The sequence below is a fragment of the Rhodococcus sp. 5A-K4 genome (genome assembly GCF_046097995.1).
GTDB classification, from domain to species: Bacteria; Actinomycetota; Actinomycetes; order Mycobacteriales; family Mycobacteriaceae; genus Rhodococcus_F; species Rhodococcus_F erythropolis.
On the sequence record NZ_JBJURM010000001.1, the window covers coordinates 221291 to 236650 of the forward strand.

Below are 15360 nucleotides of genomic sequence, written 5' to 3' on the forward strand. Positions count from 1 at the left end.
GACAGATCTGTATCCGGAGTGCGTATACAACGCTGTATTCGTCGAGTGCACAGAGTAGGTGGAAGTTGTTGCGGTGGAATGACTGTCGGTGACAAGTGTGTGTCCGGTGTTTCGATTGGATGTCCAGGACCTCACACCGCAGGTCAGCGAGGGTGCGGTGTTAGCATCGACGAGAAATTGATCAAGCACTCGCTTGACGATCGGAACGTCGGAAGGATCTTCTCGTGCGCTCGACCCGACGGGACGAAATACTCGCTCATGCGGCCAAGCTGTTCAGTGAGCGGGGAATCGCCGCGACGACGGTACGCGACATCGCCGACGAAGTCGGGATTCTCTCCGGCAGCCTCTATCACTACTTCGACTCCAAGGATGCGATAGCCAACGAGATCGTCGTCCGGTTTCTCGAAGACCTCAACGTCAGGTACGAAGACTCGATCGAGTCGGGAGGTTCGGCCCGAGATCGCCTGGCAACGATGGTCTCGGTGTCTTTTGCATCGGCGGTGGATCACCCGTATGCCACGGAGGTCTATCAGGGAGAAGCCATACTTTCGTCGCAACCGGCGGACGCGCCCATCACCATCCTGGTTCAGAAGGCACACAGCTACTGGCGATCGGCTATCGCTCGCGGAATTGCCGACGCGGAGTTTCGGGAAGACATCGATCCCGAACAGTTTCACCGTCTCCTGCGTGAATCCGTCTGGTCCACCGTCGCGCAGTATCGCCCGCAGCTTTCCGAGTTGGCGGATGATCTGCAGCGCAATCTGATTTCGGTTTTCCTGGACGGCTTCGCCGCACGTTCCGTCGACGGCGAGCCGGTGGCACGCATTGCGCAGCCCACGACGAAGAAGGAAGCGCAGACCGTATCTCCTGCCTCCGAATTTGCAGAACTCCGCTCTGACTCCCAAATGGCCGAACTCCGTTCGGACTCCCAAATGGCCGAACTCCGTTCGGACGTCGACGAATTGAAGTCCGTCATTCGCGAACTCAGCTCCTCGATCCGGCAGCTGCAGAAGCCGTAACACCGCAGTTCCTGCGCGTGTAGTTCGAATTTTGACTATCGGTGTGACCCAGTGCATACTTCTGTCCACACTCGTAAATCAAGCGCTTGTTTGATTTACCAAGCAGAGTTTGGACGGGAGATTGATGTGAGACTCGGAAAGGCGATTGCCGTCTGCGCGGCAGTGGTCCTCGGGGCGAGCGCGTGCGCATCTGCCGGTGTCATTCCCGAAGACACCATCGTCATCGGTTTGGACGAGGACTCCACCGGGCCCGGTGCGTCGTACAGCACGATCGCCGGCAAGACCGTGCGTATGACTGTCGACCTGATCAACCAGGCCGGCGGAATCAACGGCAAGCAGGTGGAATTGGTTGTCGAGAATGACGAGAGCAGTCCCACCAAGACCCCGTCGATCATTCGGAAGTTGGTCGATCACGGATCAAGTGCGGTCATCCTCGCCACCGGCAGCGGGTCGGTGCTGCAGGCCAAGTCGATTCTCCAGCAGTCGAAGATCCCCGCGATAGCTCCGGTCGTTCTCAGCGACGCCTTTGCCTCGGCGCCCGACAACGACTACTCGTTCATGATTCCGAACTCCTTGAAGCAGTACGCGCAGGTGTACTGCGGGGCTTTCGAGAAGATGGGGTACAAGTCCCTGGGAATTCTCGGTGACGCGAGTGCGTCCATCGACGGAATCATCAAGACCCTGCGGCCGGCGCTCGAGAAGTGCGCGAGAGTGACGGGCGTCGAAAAGGCGCCGGTCGATGCCGCGGACATCACCGCACAGGTCTCACGTCTCGCGGAAACCGAACCGGACGCGATTCTGGTCGCCAGTATCGGCGGGCACTTCGAAATCCTCGCGCACAACACCTTGTCGAAGATCACCCCGCAGACGCAACGCTTCTCACTCGCTTCCATCGGAAACCAGCCCGCATCTTGGGCTTTGGCGGACCCGAAGGCGTTGAGCGGCATGGTGTACATGGGCTCGCTCAGTGAGAACAACCCGAGAACCGCCGAACTGCGTCGCAAGGTGCAGGCGGTGAAGGGGCCTGATTATCAACTGACTGCCTACGACGCACAGGCGTACGACGCCGTCATGATGTTGGCCGAGGCAATCGAAATTGCCGGCGACCACCGAGATCGGACGGCCGTTCGTGATGCTCTTCAACAGGTTTCGGCACTTCCCGCGAGCTTCGGCCAGGACGGATTGACACTGTCGTTCTCCTCGCAGGATCACCTGGCTCCGGACAGCCTCTGCGGACTGGTGCTTGTCGAATTCGGTGAGGACAACAAGCCGGCCCATCCGTGGGATTCCTACCAACCCCCGTGTGGATAACCGAGGAGCCTTGACATGACAGACGCACAACTGTGGCTCGCTGCCATCGAGATCGGTGCATTCTTTTCACTGATAGCCCTCGGAATGTATCTCGTGGTGGTCGGCGCCGATTTCTTCAATTTTGCGATGGGTCCGTATGCGATGGCTGCGGCCATGGCGTCGAGTTGGGTCGCGATCAATTACGGGCTCGCTCTCTGGATTGCCATGCCGCTAGGGATCGCGGTAGCGGTGGCGCTGTCGATCCTGACGGAAAAGCTTGTGGTCAAACAGGTTCAGAAGCGGTCGGGTCGTGGGGAACTACCGGCGTTGGTGGCTGTGACCGCAGTACTGTTCGGGATCCAGCAGCTCGCCGGCACTGTCTTCGGCCGCACACCACTTCCCGGGCAGAAGATCTTCGACTTCGATCCGATATCGGTGCTCGGTGCCACCGTCGACAGTTCGACCGTTGTACTCGTCGTCGGAACTGCCGGGATCTTCGTCGGTATCGGACTGTGGCTGAACCGGTCCACCTCGGGCCGTCTGCTTCGCGCCGTCGGCGACAGTCCGGATGCCGCCCGCGTCCTGGGCTTGCCGGTGGATCGGGTACGCCTCATCGCGTTCACCCTCGCGGGTGTGATTGCCGCCGTCGCCGGACTTCTGTTCGCTCCCAAGGCCGGTGTTCAGTTCACGAGCGGTCTGTCATGGACGCTGACGGCATTCATCGCACTCGTCATCGGTGGTACCGGCCGGAGTTGGGCTCCGCTGATCGGCGGAATGGTGTTGGGCGTCGTCCAGGTATTCGCCCCGTACTACTTCGGTGCGAGTGCTGCTCAAACCGCGATTCTGCTGATTGCCCTGGTGTTCTTCGCTTTCCGTCCGGAAGGCTTGCTCTCGAGGAAGGTTCGCGTCTGATGGCCTCGCTTTCTACCAGTCCGCTGACGTCAAATCCGCCCGCTACATCCGGCGGTCCCCGGACGAGGATGCTCGCCGTGTCACGAGAAGCACTGATCACCGTGGTCGTGGTTGCTGCCGTGCTGCTGTGGATGGGGCCGAGTCTGTACCGGCAGGATCTGGTGTTCCTCGCTGCGACGTATTCGCTGATCGCACTCGGCATGTACGTGCCATTCGTGCTCGCGGGATCACTGTCGATGGCGTACAGCGCTTATGCGGCGATCGGCGCGTATGCCGTTGCGCTGATCTCGGTTCGGACCGGGTTGTCGATGTGGTGGGGATGGATTCTCGGCGCCCTCGCCGCTGCCGCGGTTGCAGTACTCCTCAGCTTGGCAACGCAGAAACTCTCCGGCTTCTACCTTGCCGCGGTGACCTTGTTGTTCGGTATCGCTTTCGAGCACTGGTTGATCGACGGACCGAGTTTCACCGGCGGATCGGCCGGGATCTCGGGTGTCGAGACTGTGACGATGTTCGGCTGGGAGCCACCGCGCTACGCATTGGTCGTGTTCGCGATCTTGTTCGTGTGTCTGATCGCGGTCGCTGTCGATCGACTCCGGAAATCGGTGTGGGGGCTGATGTTGCAAGCTGCCCGCGACAATCGTAATGTCGCACGGTCTTCCGGCGTCAATCCTGCGCACCTGACCGTCGTGGCGCTGGCGATCGGTGCCGCGATCGCGTCGACCGGCGGATCGCTTTTCACCGTGTCGGTGCAAGCTGTCACTCCTGAAACCTTCACTCTCAGTATTGTTTTCCTTGCGATCTTCATGCCGATCATCGGCGGTCGCGGTTCGGCGTGGGGTGCTCCGCTCGGTGCATTGATCGTGGTGATCGTGACGCTGAACATGCCCGGCTACCAGGGAAGCGGCGAACTCCTGCTTGCCGGAGCCGTCCTGGTGATCCTCATCGTCGCGCCTGGTGGGGTGATCGGTTGGAGTCAGAACGTTCTGGGTCGAATGAACCGTCTGTACAAGGAGCGTGGCAATCGATGACTCGGCTACTCGAAGTGAGCGGGCTCCACAAGTTCTACGGCGGCGTCCGCGCTGTCGACGATGTCTCGTTCAGCGTCGGACCGGGAGAGGTGATCGGACTGGTCGGCCCGAACGGGGCAGGCAAGACCACACTGGTGGACTGCATCTTCGGCACACAGCAAGCAGATTCCGGAACCGTCGCGCTCGCGGGTGCTGCCTTGACCGGGCCGTCGGAGCGCCGTGCACGGCAAGGGCTCTCGCGCACGTTTCAACATCCGCAGCTCGCGGCGGAACTCGACGCCGTCGACAACATCATCCCGGGACTGTACGGGCACAAGATCACCTCACCTCTGCACTCGCTGTGGTGGGCGATCAAAGGACCTTTCGAGAACTGGGACCGGACAGCACAGCGGGCCCGGGAGATTGCTGCGCGATACTCGGTCACCGACGTCGAGAGTGCTTGCGGGGATCTCAGTTTGGGGGCGCAGCGTTTGGTCGAGGTGGCGCGGGCGATGGCGACCGAACCCGATGTTCTCCTGTTGGACGAACCGTTTGCCGGCGCGGATCACGACGGCATCGCTGCCATCTCCGGTGCCGTGCGATCGATTGCCGCGCAGGGCAAAGGAGTAGTCCTGGTCGATCACAACGTCGATCTCATCGCGGCGCTCGCCACCAAGATCGTGCTGCTCAATTTCGGATCAGTGGCGTTCTACGGACCACCGCAGGAGTGCTTGGCCAGCGACGCGATGCGAGAAGTCTATTTCGGTTCCGAATACGAGGAAGGCGCCTGACATGCTCGAACTCGACAGAGTCACAGTTCGATACGGATCCGCTGTCGCCGTCCGGGAAGTCTCCCTTGTCGCCCCCGCCGGTGAAGTGACAGCGATCGTCGGGCCGAACGGTGCAGGCAAGACCAGCTTGGCGGGATCCATCTACGGCTCGGTTCCCGCCACCGGGACAATCAAATTCGATGGTCGAGAGATCCAGAAATTATCGGCACTGGATCGTGTCCGCAGCGGATTTGCCTACGTTCCCCAAGGCAGGCAACTGTTCATGCGAATGTCCGTTCGCGAGAACCTACGCGTCGGCGCAGACCTGCTGGGATTGAAAGCCGAAGCCGTGGAAACAGCTTTCGAGAGGTTCCCGATCCTGCGTGAACGCTCCGAGAGTTATGCCGGGGTCCTCAGCGGTGGTGAGCAGCAGATGTTGGTTCTGGGGCGGGCCCTTCTGGAAACCCCGAAGGTGTTGCTCCTCGACGAGATGATGACAGGACTGGCACCGAAAATCGTCGCGGAGCTGCGAGCGCTGGTCGGGGGTCTGGCCGCCGAGGGTGTGACCGTCATCGTGACGGAACCGGCACTTACTGCACTGAAATCGGTTGTCGACCGCGGATATGTCATGCAGCGCGGCGAACTCGTCCGCGAATGCGATTCCGCAGCGACACTGGACAACGCGTACAAACAATCGATGGGCGTACTCAGCGCCGACGGGAGATGATCGACGATCATGCTTGAAACGAAGACACTCGACTTCACCGTCGGTGAATTCGCCACGAATCCGGACCGGTTCGCCGGCGTCAGCATCAGCGAAATGGTCAGGCATTGGTCTGAGACCATCCCGGACGAAACCGCCTTTGTCACTCCGGAATCGAGGGTGTCGTGGAAACAGTACGACGCGGCTGCCGATGCGATCGCGTCGGCGCTGGATCTAGCTGGTGAGGGATACGGACATGTAGCCGTGTTGCTCCCCGACACCGCTGTATTCCATGCGGCTCTCTGCGCAGCATTTCGTACCGGCCGCGTCGCGGTCGGAATCGGTTCGCGCTCGGGCATTCGCGAGATCTCTCATCTGATCGCCCGCTCGGAAGCCTCCGTACTCGTCACCACTCGCACGCTGCGCGGCGTCGATACCGCCGAACTCGTGGCGAGTCTGCGGGCAGAGCATCCCGGACTGGACGTCGTCTTCGCCGACGAACGCGCCGACGTGAGTTTCGAACGCGTGAGTGCAAACGGCGAACTCACCTCGTTGCCGGTCGAGCTAAAGCAGTTCCCCGCAACCAGTCCGTGTTTTGTCACGTCAGCCGTTTCGATGCTGAACTCGACGTCCGGCACAACGGGCCTACCCAAACTGGTCACACAAACCGAGGATCGTTGGGTTGGTTTCTCCGAGATTGCCGCCGAGGCGGCGGCGATCGGTCCGGATGAGGTGTTCCTCGGCGCGGTTCCGGCACCTTTCGGATTCGGCCTCTGGACTTCGCATTTCCTGCCGGCGCTACTCGGTGCTCGCAATGTCGTCATGGAACGCTTCGACGTTTCGGTGATGATCGAGTTGATCGAGCGCGAACGGGTGACTGCTTTGAATTGTGTGAGTACACAATTCAAGATGCTGTTGCGTTCGGAGGCCGCGGAATCGGCCGATCTCTCGTCACTTCGTTTCATGTTCACCGGTGGTGAAGCCGTGCCGTATTCGGAGGCACTGGCCTTCGAACAACGTACCGGAGCGGCTGTCCTGCAGTTCTACGGATCAAACGAAACCGGCGCCGTCTCGGTGACGACGGTTTCGGACGGTTCCGATACCCGACTGAAGACGTGCGGCCACGTCATCGATCGCATGCAAGTTCGTGTATTCGACGATGCGGCAAAGGAAGTGACCGGCTCCGTCCGTCGCGGTCAGCCTGCGGTCAACGGCCCGCTGATGTGCCAGGGTTATTGGGGCGACGTCGATGCAAACGACGAGTTGTACACCGACGACGGTTGGATGCTTCTCGGCGACATCGTCGAGATCGACGAGACCGGGCGGGTGCGTGTGGTCGGGCGCAAAGCCGACATCATCATTCGAGGCGGCAAGAACATTTCCGCGGTCGAGGTCGAGGAGTACGTGCGCGCGCATCCTTCGGTGGAACTGGTCGCCGTGGTCGGAGTCGACGATCCGCTGTTCGGTGAGAAGGTCTGTGCGGTCGTCGTGTCCGCCGATGACGATCTGAGTTCGGTGGACCTGACCGCCTGGCTGCAGAGCCGAGGAGTGACCCGCGAGTACATACCCGAGTACGTGATGACGGTCGCCGAATTGCCGATGGCGGCAGGCGGCAAAGTAGCCAAGGGCGAAGTCAAGGCACTCGCGCAGCGGCGGATCGCTGAACTCGGCTGATCGCGCCTGACAGTACCGGCGTCGCGTTACGCTGATCCGGACATCTTGCCGAGAGTGAAGGAAACCCGATGACGAACCCTTCACCGCATCGGTGGCGCAGGCGCTTGCTGTGGGCTCTGGCAATTGTGTTCGTTCTGGTCGGAGCCGTGGTTCTGGCCTTCGTTCTGAGCCCGAGACCTGGCGCACTCACCGTGCGATGGGTCTTCGATCGTGATGCCGTGAAAGTCACCGAGGCGCTCGAGAAGCATGCGCCCGAAGGCGTCGACTCGATCAAGGACCAGCAGTACCGCGCCGATGACGACGACGCATACCTGGATGTCTACTTTCCCGCAGCGACGACGACCGCATTGCCTACGGTGATCTGGACTCATGGCGGTGCCTGGATCTCGGGAAGCAAGTCCAACTACGCGCCGTACTACGAGTTGCTGGCCTCTCGTGGCTACACCGTTGTGTCCCTGGACTACTCACTCGGACCTGAGCATCACTATCCGACAGCGGTGCGGCAGCTCAACGACGCTCACGCGTACGTCGTCGCGAATGCGGAACGGCTGCATGTTGATCCGACGACGGTCGTTCTCGCCGGTGATTCTGCGGGAGCGCAACTCTCGAGTCAGCTCGCCACTCTCATCACTGATCCCGCGTATGCGAACCGTGTGGGCGTGGTCCCGTCGCTGCGGCCGGATCAGTTACGTGGAGTAATCCTGAACTGTGGAATCTACGACGTCGGGAACATGGTCGGCGGACCCGGCATCATCGGTTGGGGGGTTGATCGGTCCCTCTGGGCGTATACCGGCGTGCGTGACTTCATGAGTACCGACGCAGCGGATCAGATGTCGACCTTGAACTACGTCAGCGCTCAATTTCCGCCTGCCTACATCAGCGGCGGCAACGCGGATCCTTTGACAGATTCTCAGTCGAAACCGTTGGCTGACAAATTGACGGGGTTGGGAGTTGCGGTCGACACACTGTTCTATCCGGCCGATCACGTTCCGGCGCTCGGTCACGAGTATCAGTTCGATCTGGACAATGCCGACGGTCTCACTGCCCTCGATCGCACGGTTCAGTTTCTCGACGCACACACCCGCTAGTTGTCGGATGATGCTGAGACGCTGAAGAAATGGTCATTTCAGACAAAGCGCCGCGGGTGTGTTGCCGGGGAATTCTCGACTAGTCCTTTTGGTCTAGCCTGGGTGAATCCGATCCGACCCCAGGAGTTGTTGTGCGCGCGTCTTCCCCCGACAGACGGCGAAGGCGCATTGTCGGAATCGCGGCGGTATTCGTCGTCATTCTGCTGTCCGGGGTAACCGCGGCAATCGTCAGTCCGTGGCCAGGAGTTCTCCTCGTACGGTGGATGTCAGCGGGTGGCTCCGAAGCGACTCACGCACAACTCGACAGGCATGCACCGTCAGGAATCGTCTCGATTCTCGATCAGTCGTACCGCGACGGTGACGACGATGCACAACTGGACGCGTACTACCCGTCGGAGTCCACTTCGGCGCTACCCACGGTGGTCTGGGTGCACGGCGGTGGCTGGATATCAGGATCGAGAACTGATGCCGACGGTTACTACAAACTGTTGGCAAATCAAGGCTTCACTGTGATTTCGGTGGACTACTCACTGGGACCAGATGCGTATTACCCCACCGCAGTGAATCAACTGAACGACGCGTATCGATTTATCGTGAGCAATGCGGACAGGTTGCATGTCGATTCGAACAATCTCTTTCTTGCGGGAGATTCGGCAGGCGCGCAGTTGTCCAGTCAGTTGGCGACGGTCATGACCAGCCCTGACTACGCGTCGGAAATGGGTGTGGAACCGGCATTACGTCCCGAGCAGATACGCGGAGTTGTCCTCGACTGTGGGGTCTTCGATCTGAAACCCCTGCTGTCGCAGGGGAAGTACTTCGGTTGGGGCGTCGACAAGCAGTCGCTGTGGGGGTATCTCGGAACGAGGGACTTCGACGGGTCGACTGCAGTGGGTCAGATGTCGACACTGGGCCATGTGACCTCGGACTTTCCAGCGACGTTCATCACCGGCGGAAATGTCGACCCACTGACCGCCAGCCAGTCGAAACCCATGGCAGAACGGCTCGCCGATCTGGGCGTCGAAGTAGACGCACTGTTCTACCCCGACGATCACGAGCCTGCGCTGGACCACGAATATCAGTTCGACCTCGATACCGTGGACGGGATGATCGCATTCGATCGCACAGTCGCGTTCCTACGCAACTACGTGCGTTAGCGCGGTCAGCGAATCACGTAAGGCGAAATCGAACTCCGGTGCTCGCTGATGTCGAGGTCTTTACCCAAGGGCGGGAAGGCACGCTGCGGACAGTTGAGGCGTTCGCAGACGCGGCAGCCCGAGCCGATCGGCGTTCCCGGATTCGACTCGTCCAGATCCAGACCGTCGCTGTAGACGAGTCGGTGGGCGTGTCGAATCTCGCATCCCAATCCGATGGCGAAGATCTTTGCGGGCTGTCCGTATCGAGCCGCTCGACGTTCGACCGTGCGAGCAACCCAGAGGTATCGGCGGCCGTCGGGCATCTGTGCGATCTGGGGCATGATCTTGCCCGGATACGAGAACGTCTCGTAGACGTTCCACAGCGGGCACGTACCGCCGCTGGTGGAGAAGTGGAATCCGGTGGCGGACTGACGCTTCGACATGTTTCCGGCACGGTCGACACGGACGAACATGAACGGAACCCCGCGAAGTTTGGGGCGCTGCAGAGTCGAGAGGCGGTGGCAGATCGTCTCGTAGCTCGCGGAATAGAAGGCGGACATGCGCTCGATGTCGTACCGGAAGTCCTCGGCGACGTCGTGGAACTGGCTGTAGGGGAGCACGGTGGCCGCCGCGAAGTAGTTGGCCAATCCAAGTCGCGCCAAAGAGACCGACGCTTCGCTGGTGAAGTTGCCTTCGGCCACCAACGAGTCGAGCAGATCGCCGTGCTCGAGGTACGCGAGTTCTGTCGCGAACTTGAAGACCTGTTGCCCGCCGGAGAGCCGTGCGGAGATTTCCAGGACCCTGGTATCCGGGTCGTAACGATGAAGTATGTTCTCGCCCAGGTCGACTCGTCGAACGATCTGCACGCCGTGGACGGTTTCGAGGCGTCTGGCGATCTCGCCGGCGACGTCGCCGCGATGAAAGCGCATCCGGGCAGTCAGTTCTTCGGCCGCGGTGTCGAGATCGTGAATGTAGTTCTGCCGCTGATAGAAGTAGTCGCGCACTTCCTCGTGCGGCATGGTGATCGAACCGCTGCCGCTGCCGTCCGAGAAGCGGTCTTCCGTCGCTGCGGCGAGCTGCGCCGTCGTGTTGCGGAAGCGGCGATGCATGTTGACCATCGCCTTTGCCAGGCCCGGGTGCGTGGAGACCATCTCCGCGATTTCGTGGGCGTCGGCGTCGATGCCCATCTCCTGATCGAGGGCAACTTCACGCATTTCCGCGATCAGGCGCGTGTCGTCCTGTGGGGAGAAGAAGGTGGTGTCGACACCGAAGACTTCACTGATTCGCAGGAGGACCGGCACGGTGAGTGGCCGGACGTCGTGCTCGATCTGATTGAGATAGCTTGCCGAGATCTCCAGCGTCTTGGCCAGCGAAGCCTGACTCAACCCGCGCTCGGTCCGCAGTTGGCGGAGCCGGACACCGACAAAGGTTTTCGACATTTTCCCAGGATACGAGTGACAGTCCGGCTTCGCAAAGGTGGGTTTGCAGAATTCGCACCGGCACCCCCTGTGAGTGGTTGAGGAGTCCTCACACTCCTCAACCACTCACGGGGCCGGAGGCCTAGACCCTGTTCTCCGAACGCGGAGCGCCGATTCCGGGATCGATCTGGAACGGTCCGCTCGACGAGGGTGCGAGGGGGAAGTCGAAGATCGCAGTCGGGAGATACACCGTCGAACACGAGTTGGGGATATCCACGACGCCAGACAGGCGGCCCTCGATCGGTGCCGCACCCAGCAGCAGGTACGCCTGCTCCGGCGCGTACCCGAACTTGGTCAGGTACTCGATCGCATGCAGGCACGCACGCTGGTAGGACAGATGTGAATCCAGGTACTTCTGTTCGCCGTCCAACGTGACGGAAGTGCCCGAGAACGCAAGCCACTCGGAATACTGCGGATCCGTGTTGCCCGGCATGAAGATGGCGTTCTCGGAAACGCCGTAGGTATCCATTCCGCCCTTGATGATGTCCACACGAAGATCGATGAAGCCGCCCATCTCGATGGCACCGCAGAAAGTGATCTCACCGTCGCCCTGGGAGAAGTGAAGATCGCCGACCGACAGATTCGCACCGTCCACGAACACCGGATAGAAGATTCGGCTGCCCTTGGTGAGGTTCTTGATGTCCTGGTTTCCGCCGTTCTCACGCGGGGGAGCGGTGCGCGCCGCCTCGCCGGCCACGCGGGTGTACTCGTCACCGGTCAAGGTTCCCAGTACTGCATCGCGGGGCTCGGGCGGAAGTGCAAGCGGGGGAACCCGATTGGGATCGGTGGCAATGAGGGCGCCCTCGCGGGCATTCCACTTGGCGAGCAAGGCTGCCGACGGAGCCGTGCCCATGAGTCCCGGGTGGACGATGCCCGTGAACGAGACGTGCGGAATGTGACGCGACGTCGCCGTTTGGCCGGAGAAATCCCAGACGGCCTTGTACGCGTCGGGGAACTGTTCGGTGAGGAAGCCGCCGCCGTTGTTCCGAGGGAAGATGCCCGTGTACCCCCAGCCTTGGCCGGCCAACGGACCCGAATCTTCTTGGGGGATAGGCCCGATATCCAAGATGTCGACGATCAAGAGGTCGCCGGGCTTCGCGCCTTCGACGGAAAAGGGGCCGGACAGCGTGTGGACCGTGGTCAGTGGTGCATTGAGAATGTCGTCGGCTGAGTCGTCGTTGTGTATTGCGCCGTCGAACCATTCGCGGCAATGGACGCGAAACGCATCACCGGGTTTCACAGTCACCGCCGCCGGGATGTCCGGGTGCCACCGATTGTGGCCGACGATCGCCTGGTCGGTGAATTTCTTGGCGGAATCGAGTGGAAACAGCAGTTCAGGCATATGCACTCCTCATTCTCGAAGAAACGGAAAACTCGTGGCGGCAGGACTTTCGTGTCGGATCGGGACTCACGGCGAAGACGCGCGGTGAGGACGGTCAGGGGCGAGGTAGCTTGCGGTGCAACGGATTGGACGTCGTCGGGGCAGATTGTCTGCCACGGCCCGGAAGTGACCCACTGACCACGGCAGGCTCGTGAGCTGATCGGGCAGTGCTGTCCAGTAGACCCATCGCGGTTGACGAGCTGTGAGTCAAACGGGGAGACGAGACAACACGCTTCGATTCGAGACTGCACTGGGGACAGCTGATCGACTGGGGCACTTCGGCCATCGCGAACGACCGCTCGAGCGGGCCGCAGCCGGTACAGCGAAACTCGTACAGAGGCATGCGGTCACGCTATCGGAGGATCCGTAAGTGCGACACTGGAACGACACGCACCGGGTTGCCGATGCCGCAATTGCGCCCGTCAGCGCAAGTACACAACCGCGTTGTCGCCGCCGGTACAGGTGACGATGCCGGAGGTCACCTTGCATGCCATCGTGTACTCCTTGCCGGTCACCGGACTACGTGCGGACACGGTGCTGGAGGCACCGGTGGCACCGGAGTTTCCGTAGGCGATCCGAACTGCCTCGGCAAACTCGCACGAAGTTTTGCCCCCACTTGTCGCGGACTCCTTGTAACTTCCGGCCGGCTGCCCGCCGGGGCAGGCGGACGCACCGGCCGGGAAGTTCGCGGCGCGTGTGGTCGTCGGGGATGTCGTGCTGGGAGCGGTTGTCGTGGTGCCGGGTGTGTTCGCGGCGGTGATGGTGGTCTGGGCCGCGCCACCGGCGGCCGAGTTGGGGACGTCCTTCGGCCAGAGGACCCAGGCAAGCCCGCCGAAGAGAGCCAACACAGTGATGACTCCGATTACGGATACCGGAATCACCCAGCCGGGCCGACGCGGCGGCGGATTTCCACGTGGCGGTGCAGGCGGGAATCCCTGGGGCGGGGGATACGACTGCGGCGCGGCCCGGTAGCCCAACTGCGGCGGCTGTGGACCGGATTGCGACCATGCCTGGTTGTTCGGTGGCCGCTGATAGTTGTCCGGCACCGCTTTATCGCCCGGTCGGGGGCGTCGAACGACAAGTCATGGTTCGACAGCATATGGCCGGCGAATGGGTTGTCTGTGGCTTTCCGACGGGTGGATCCCTGGAATTGCCCGAGCGAAGCCTGTTGCCACGAAGTGATTGCGGTCACTTGCGAGTCGTGAAGTTGGCTCCGAAGTAGCGGATGGGCCTGTTCCGAGTGCCGCGCGAACTGCCGGAATTTGCAAGTGGCGGAGTTGAGTGCATTTCGTTCACAGCCTGCGGTTTCTTTGCTACTCGCCAGTACGGAACCTGTCCGATTGGGTAGTACCAGCCGTGTAGGAATCTTCACAGACTTAGCAAAGTGTGTTGAAAAGGTAGCGAAGATTGGCATTAGCAACAGGTAGACGGCACTTTTTCGATGTGCCATTCTCGGTAAGTACACAAGAAGGGCCTGGCAAGTATGTGAAGTAGTACGCACGTACTGCTCACAACAGGCCGGACCAGCAGATCAAAGAGATGGAGTCTTGATGTCGACCACCGGCACCCCGAAGACCGCAGCTGAGCTCCAGCAGGATTGGGACACCAACCCTCGCTGGAAGGGCGTTACTCGTAACTACACGGCCGATCAGGTCGTCAAGCTCCAGGGCACCGTCGTCGAGGAGCAGACCCTCGCTCGTCGCGGATCCGAGATCCTGTGGGATCTCGTGAACAACGAGGACTACATCAACTCCCTCGGTGCACTTACCGGCAACATGGCTGTGCAGCAGGTTCGCGCCGGCCTGAAGGCCATCTACCTCTCCGGTTGGCAGGTTGCCGGCGACGCTAACCTCTCGGGCCACACGTACCCGGACCAGAGCCTCTACCCGGCCAACTCGGTTCCGACCGTCGTTCGTCGCATCAACAACGCACTTCTGCGCGCCGACGAGATCGCCAAGACCGAGGGTGACACCTCCGTCAGCAACTGGCTCGCTCCGATCGTTGCCGACGCCGAAGCCGGCTTCGGTGGCGCTCTCAACGCTTACGAGCTGCAGAAGGCCATGATCGGCGCCGGCGCTGCCGGTGTCCACTGGGAGGATCAGCTCGCTTCGGAGAAGAAGTGCGGCCACCTCGGTGGCAAGGTGCTCATCCCCACGCAGCAGCACATCCGCACCCTGACCTCGGCTCGTCTGGCTTCCGACGTTGCGGACGTTCCGTCCGTCATCATCGCCCGCACCGACGCTGAGGCTGCAACCCTCATCACCTCCGACGTGGACGAGCGTGACCGCCCGTTCCTCGACGGAACCCGCACGGCTGAAGGCTTCTACGGCGTCAAGAACGGCATCGAGCCCTGCATCGCTCGCGCCAAGGCTTACGCACCGTACGCAGACCTCATCTGGATGGAGACCGGCGTGCCGGATCTCGAGGTTGCAAAGAAGTTCGCCGAGTCCGTTCGCAGCGAATTCCCGGACCAGCTCCTGGCCTACAACTGCTCCCCTTCCTTCAACTGGAAGGCGCACCTGGACGACGCGACCATCGCGAAGTTCCAGAAGGAGCTCGGCGCGATGGGCTTCAAGTTCCAGTTCATCACGCTGGCCGGCTTCCACTCGCTCAACTACGGCATGTTCGACCTGGCCTACGGCTACGCCCGCGAAGGCATGACGGCATTCGTCGACCTGCAGGAGCGCGAGTTCAAGGCTGCCGAAGAGCGTGGCTTCACCGCCATCAAGCACCAGCGTGAGGTTGGCGCCGGCTACTTCGACACCATCGCCACCACCGTTGACCCCAACACCTCGACGGCAGCTCTCAAGGGTTCCACCGAAGAGGGCCAGTTCCACTAAGAACTGACTTCGGGTGGGGGAGAGGCTCGGCTTCGGGTCTCTCCCCTGCTTGTATCACCGCACTA

General features: G+C 61.2%; 14 protein-coding genes. 10 read left to right on the plus strand and 4 right to left on the minus strand.

Going from position 1 to position 15360, the window contains the following annotated elements; genetic code table 11:
- Nucleotides 1–224: 224 nt before the first annotated feature.
- The 9 genes from ACKAMS_RS01010 to ACKAMS_RS01050 all read left to right on the plus strand — a co-directional run bounded on the left by ACKAMS_RS01010 (nucleotide 225) and on the right by ACKAMS_RS01050 (nucleotide 9617).
- Nucleotides 225–1019 (plus strand): TetR/AcrR family transcriptional regulator, encoded by a 795-nt coding sequence (locus ACKAMS_RS01010; RefSeq protein WP_020968891.1) that lies wholly within the window; start codon nucleotides 225–227, stop codon nucleotides 1017–1019.
- A 126-nt stretch (nucleotides 1020–1145) separates the two neighbouring features.
- Nucleotides 1146–2330 (plus strand): ABC transporter substrate-binding protein, encoded by a 1185-nt coding sequence (locus ACKAMS_RS01015; protein WP_021343387.1) that lies wholly within the window; start codon nucleotides 1146–1148, stop codon nucleotides 2328–2330.
- A 15-nt stretch (nucleotides 2331–2345) separates the two neighbouring features.
- Nucleotides 2346–3221, plus strand: coding sequence for a branched-chain amino acid ABC transporter permease (locus tag ACKAMS_RS01020; RefSeq protein ID WP_046378187.1), 876 nt, complete (start codon nucleotides 2346–2348; stop codon nucleotides 3219–3221).
- A 68-nt stretch (nucleotides 3222–3289) separates the two neighbouring features.
- Nucleotides 3290–4249 carry a branched-chain amino acid ABC transporter permease gene (locus tag ACKAMS_RS01025; protein ID WP_223257992.1) on the plus strand — a complete coding sequence of 320 codons (960 nt, stop codon included), beginning with the start codon at nucleotides 3290–3292 and terminating at the stop codon, nucleotides 4247–4249.
- Complete coding sequence (locus ACKAMS_RS01030) at nucleotides 4246–5019, plus strand: ABC transporter ATP-binding protein (RefSeq protein ID WP_408988502.1); 774 nt, start codon at nucleotides 4246–4248, stop codon at nucleotides 5017–5019. The genes ACKAMS_RS01025 and ACKAMS_RS01030 overlap by 4 nt, the downstream gene beginning before the upstream one ends.
- A 1-nt stretch (nucleotide 5020) precedes the next feature.
- On the plus strand, nucleotides 5021–5725 hold the full coding sequence (locus tag ACKAMS_RS01035) for an ABC transporter ATP-binding protein (RefSeq protein ID WP_020906733.1): 705 nt from the start codon (nucleotides 5021–5023) through the stop codon (nucleotides 5723–5725).
- Between the two features lie 9 nt (nucleotides 5726–5734).
- Nucleotides 5735–7375 (plus strand): class I adenylate-forming enzyme family protein, encoded by a 1641-nt coding sequence (locus ACKAMS_RS01040; protein ID WP_020906734.1) that lies wholly within the window; start codon nucleotides 5735–5737, stop codon nucleotides 7373–7375.
- 68 nt (nucleotides 7376–7443) lie between these two features.
- Nucleotides 7444–8463: an alpha/beta hydrolase gene (locus ACKAMS_RS01045; protein ID WP_021333900.1), complete on the plus strand. Its 1020-nt coding sequence runs from the start codon at nucleotides 7444–7446 to the stop codon at nucleotides 8461–8463.
- 131 nt (nucleotides 8464–8594) lie between these two features.
- Entirely contained in the window at nucleotides 8595–9617 is a 1023-nt protein-coding gene (locus ACKAMS_RS01050) for an alpha/beta hydrolase (RefSeq protein ID WP_283569191.1), read from the plus strand.
- Between the two features lie 5 nt (nucleotides 9618–9622).
- On the opposite strand, the gene ramB is transcribed toward ACKAMS_RS01050, so the two are convergent.
- From ramB to ACKAMS_RS01070, 4 genes are all read right to left on the minus strand, one after another.
- On the minus strand, nucleotides 9623–11035 hold the full coding sequence (gene ramB / locus ACKAMS_RS01055; protein ID WP_019744436.1) for an acetate metabolism transcriptional regulator RamB: 1413 nt from the start codon (nucleotides 11033–11035) through the stop codon (nucleotides 9623–9625).
- A 121-nt stretch (nucleotides 11036–11156) separates the two neighbouring features.
- Complete coding sequence (gene fmdA, locus ACKAMS_RS01060; RefSeq protein WP_019744435.1) at nucleotides 11157–12416, minus strand: formamidase; 1260 nt, start codon at nucleotides 12414–12416, stop codon at nucleotides 11157–11159.
- A 94-nt stretch (nucleotides 12417–12510) separates the two neighbouring features.
- Nucleotides 12511–12798 carry an FmdB family zinc ribbon protein gene (locus ACKAMS_RS01065; protein WP_030535525.1) on the minus strand — a complete coding sequence of 96 codons (288 nt, stop codon included), beginning with the start codon at nucleotides 12796–12798 and terminating at the stop codon, nucleotides 12511–12513.
- 79 nt (nucleotides 12799–12877) lie between these two features.
- Nucleotides 12878–13501 carry a hypothetical protein gene (locus ACKAMS_RS01070; protein WP_020906738.1) on the minus strand — a complete coding sequence of 208 codons (624 nt, stop codon included), beginning with the start codon at nucleotides 13499–13501 and terminating at the stop codon, nucleotides 12878–12880.
- A 504-nt stretch (nucleotides 13502–14005) separates the two neighbouring features.
- On the opposite strand from ACKAMS_RS01070, the gene aceA reads away from it, so the two are divergent.
- Entirely contained in the window at nucleotides 14006–15295 is a 1290-nt protein-coding gene (aceA, locus tag ACKAMS_RS01075; protein ID WP_003941533.1) for an isocitrate lyase, read from the plus strand.
- Nucleotides 15296–15360: the final 65 nt, after the last annotated feature.

Bases quoted from the DNA above. Each gene is read 5' to 3' on its own strand.
- ACKAMS_RS01020 (WP_046378187.1), top strand. From the start codon at position 2,346: ATGACAGACGCACAACTGTGGCTCGCTGCCATCGAGATCGGTGCATTC.
- ACKAMS_RS01040 (WP_020906734.1), top strand. From the start codon at position 5,735: ATGCTTGAAACGAAGACACTCGACTTCACCGTCGGTGAATTCGCCACG.
- aceA (WP_003941533.1), top strand. From the start codon at position 14,006: ATGTCGACCACCGGCACCCCGAAGACCGCAGCTGAGCTCCAGCAGGAT.
- ACKAMS_RS01035 (WP_020906733.1), top strand. From the start codon at position 5,021: ATGCTCGAACTCGACAGAGTCACAGTTCGATACGGATCCGCTGTCGCC.
- ACKAMS_RS01045 (WP_021333900.1), top strand. From the start codon at position 7,444: ATGACGAACCCTTCACCGCATCGGTGGCGCAGGCGCTTGCTGTGGGCT.
- ACKAMS_RS01025 (WP_223257992.1), top strand. From the start codon at position 3,290: ATGCTCGCCGTGTCACGAGAAGCACTGATCACCGTGGTCGTGGTTGCT.
- ACKAMS_RS01030 (WP_408988502.1), top strand. From the start codon at position 4,246: ATGACTCGGCTACTCGAAGTGAGCGGGCTCCACAAGTTCTACGGCGGC.
- ACKAMS_RS01065 (WP_030535525.1), bottom strand. From the start codon at position 12,798: ATGCCTCTGTACGAGTTTCGCTGTACCGGCTGCGGCCCGCTCGAGCGG.
- ramB (WP_019744436.1), bottom strand. From the start codon at position 11,035: ATGTCGAAAACCTTTGTCGGTGTCCGGCTCCGCCAACTGCGGACCGAG.
- fmdA (WP_019744435.1), bottom strand. From the start codon at position 12,416: ATGCCTGAACTGCTGTTTCCACTCGATTCCGCCAAGAAATTCACCGAC.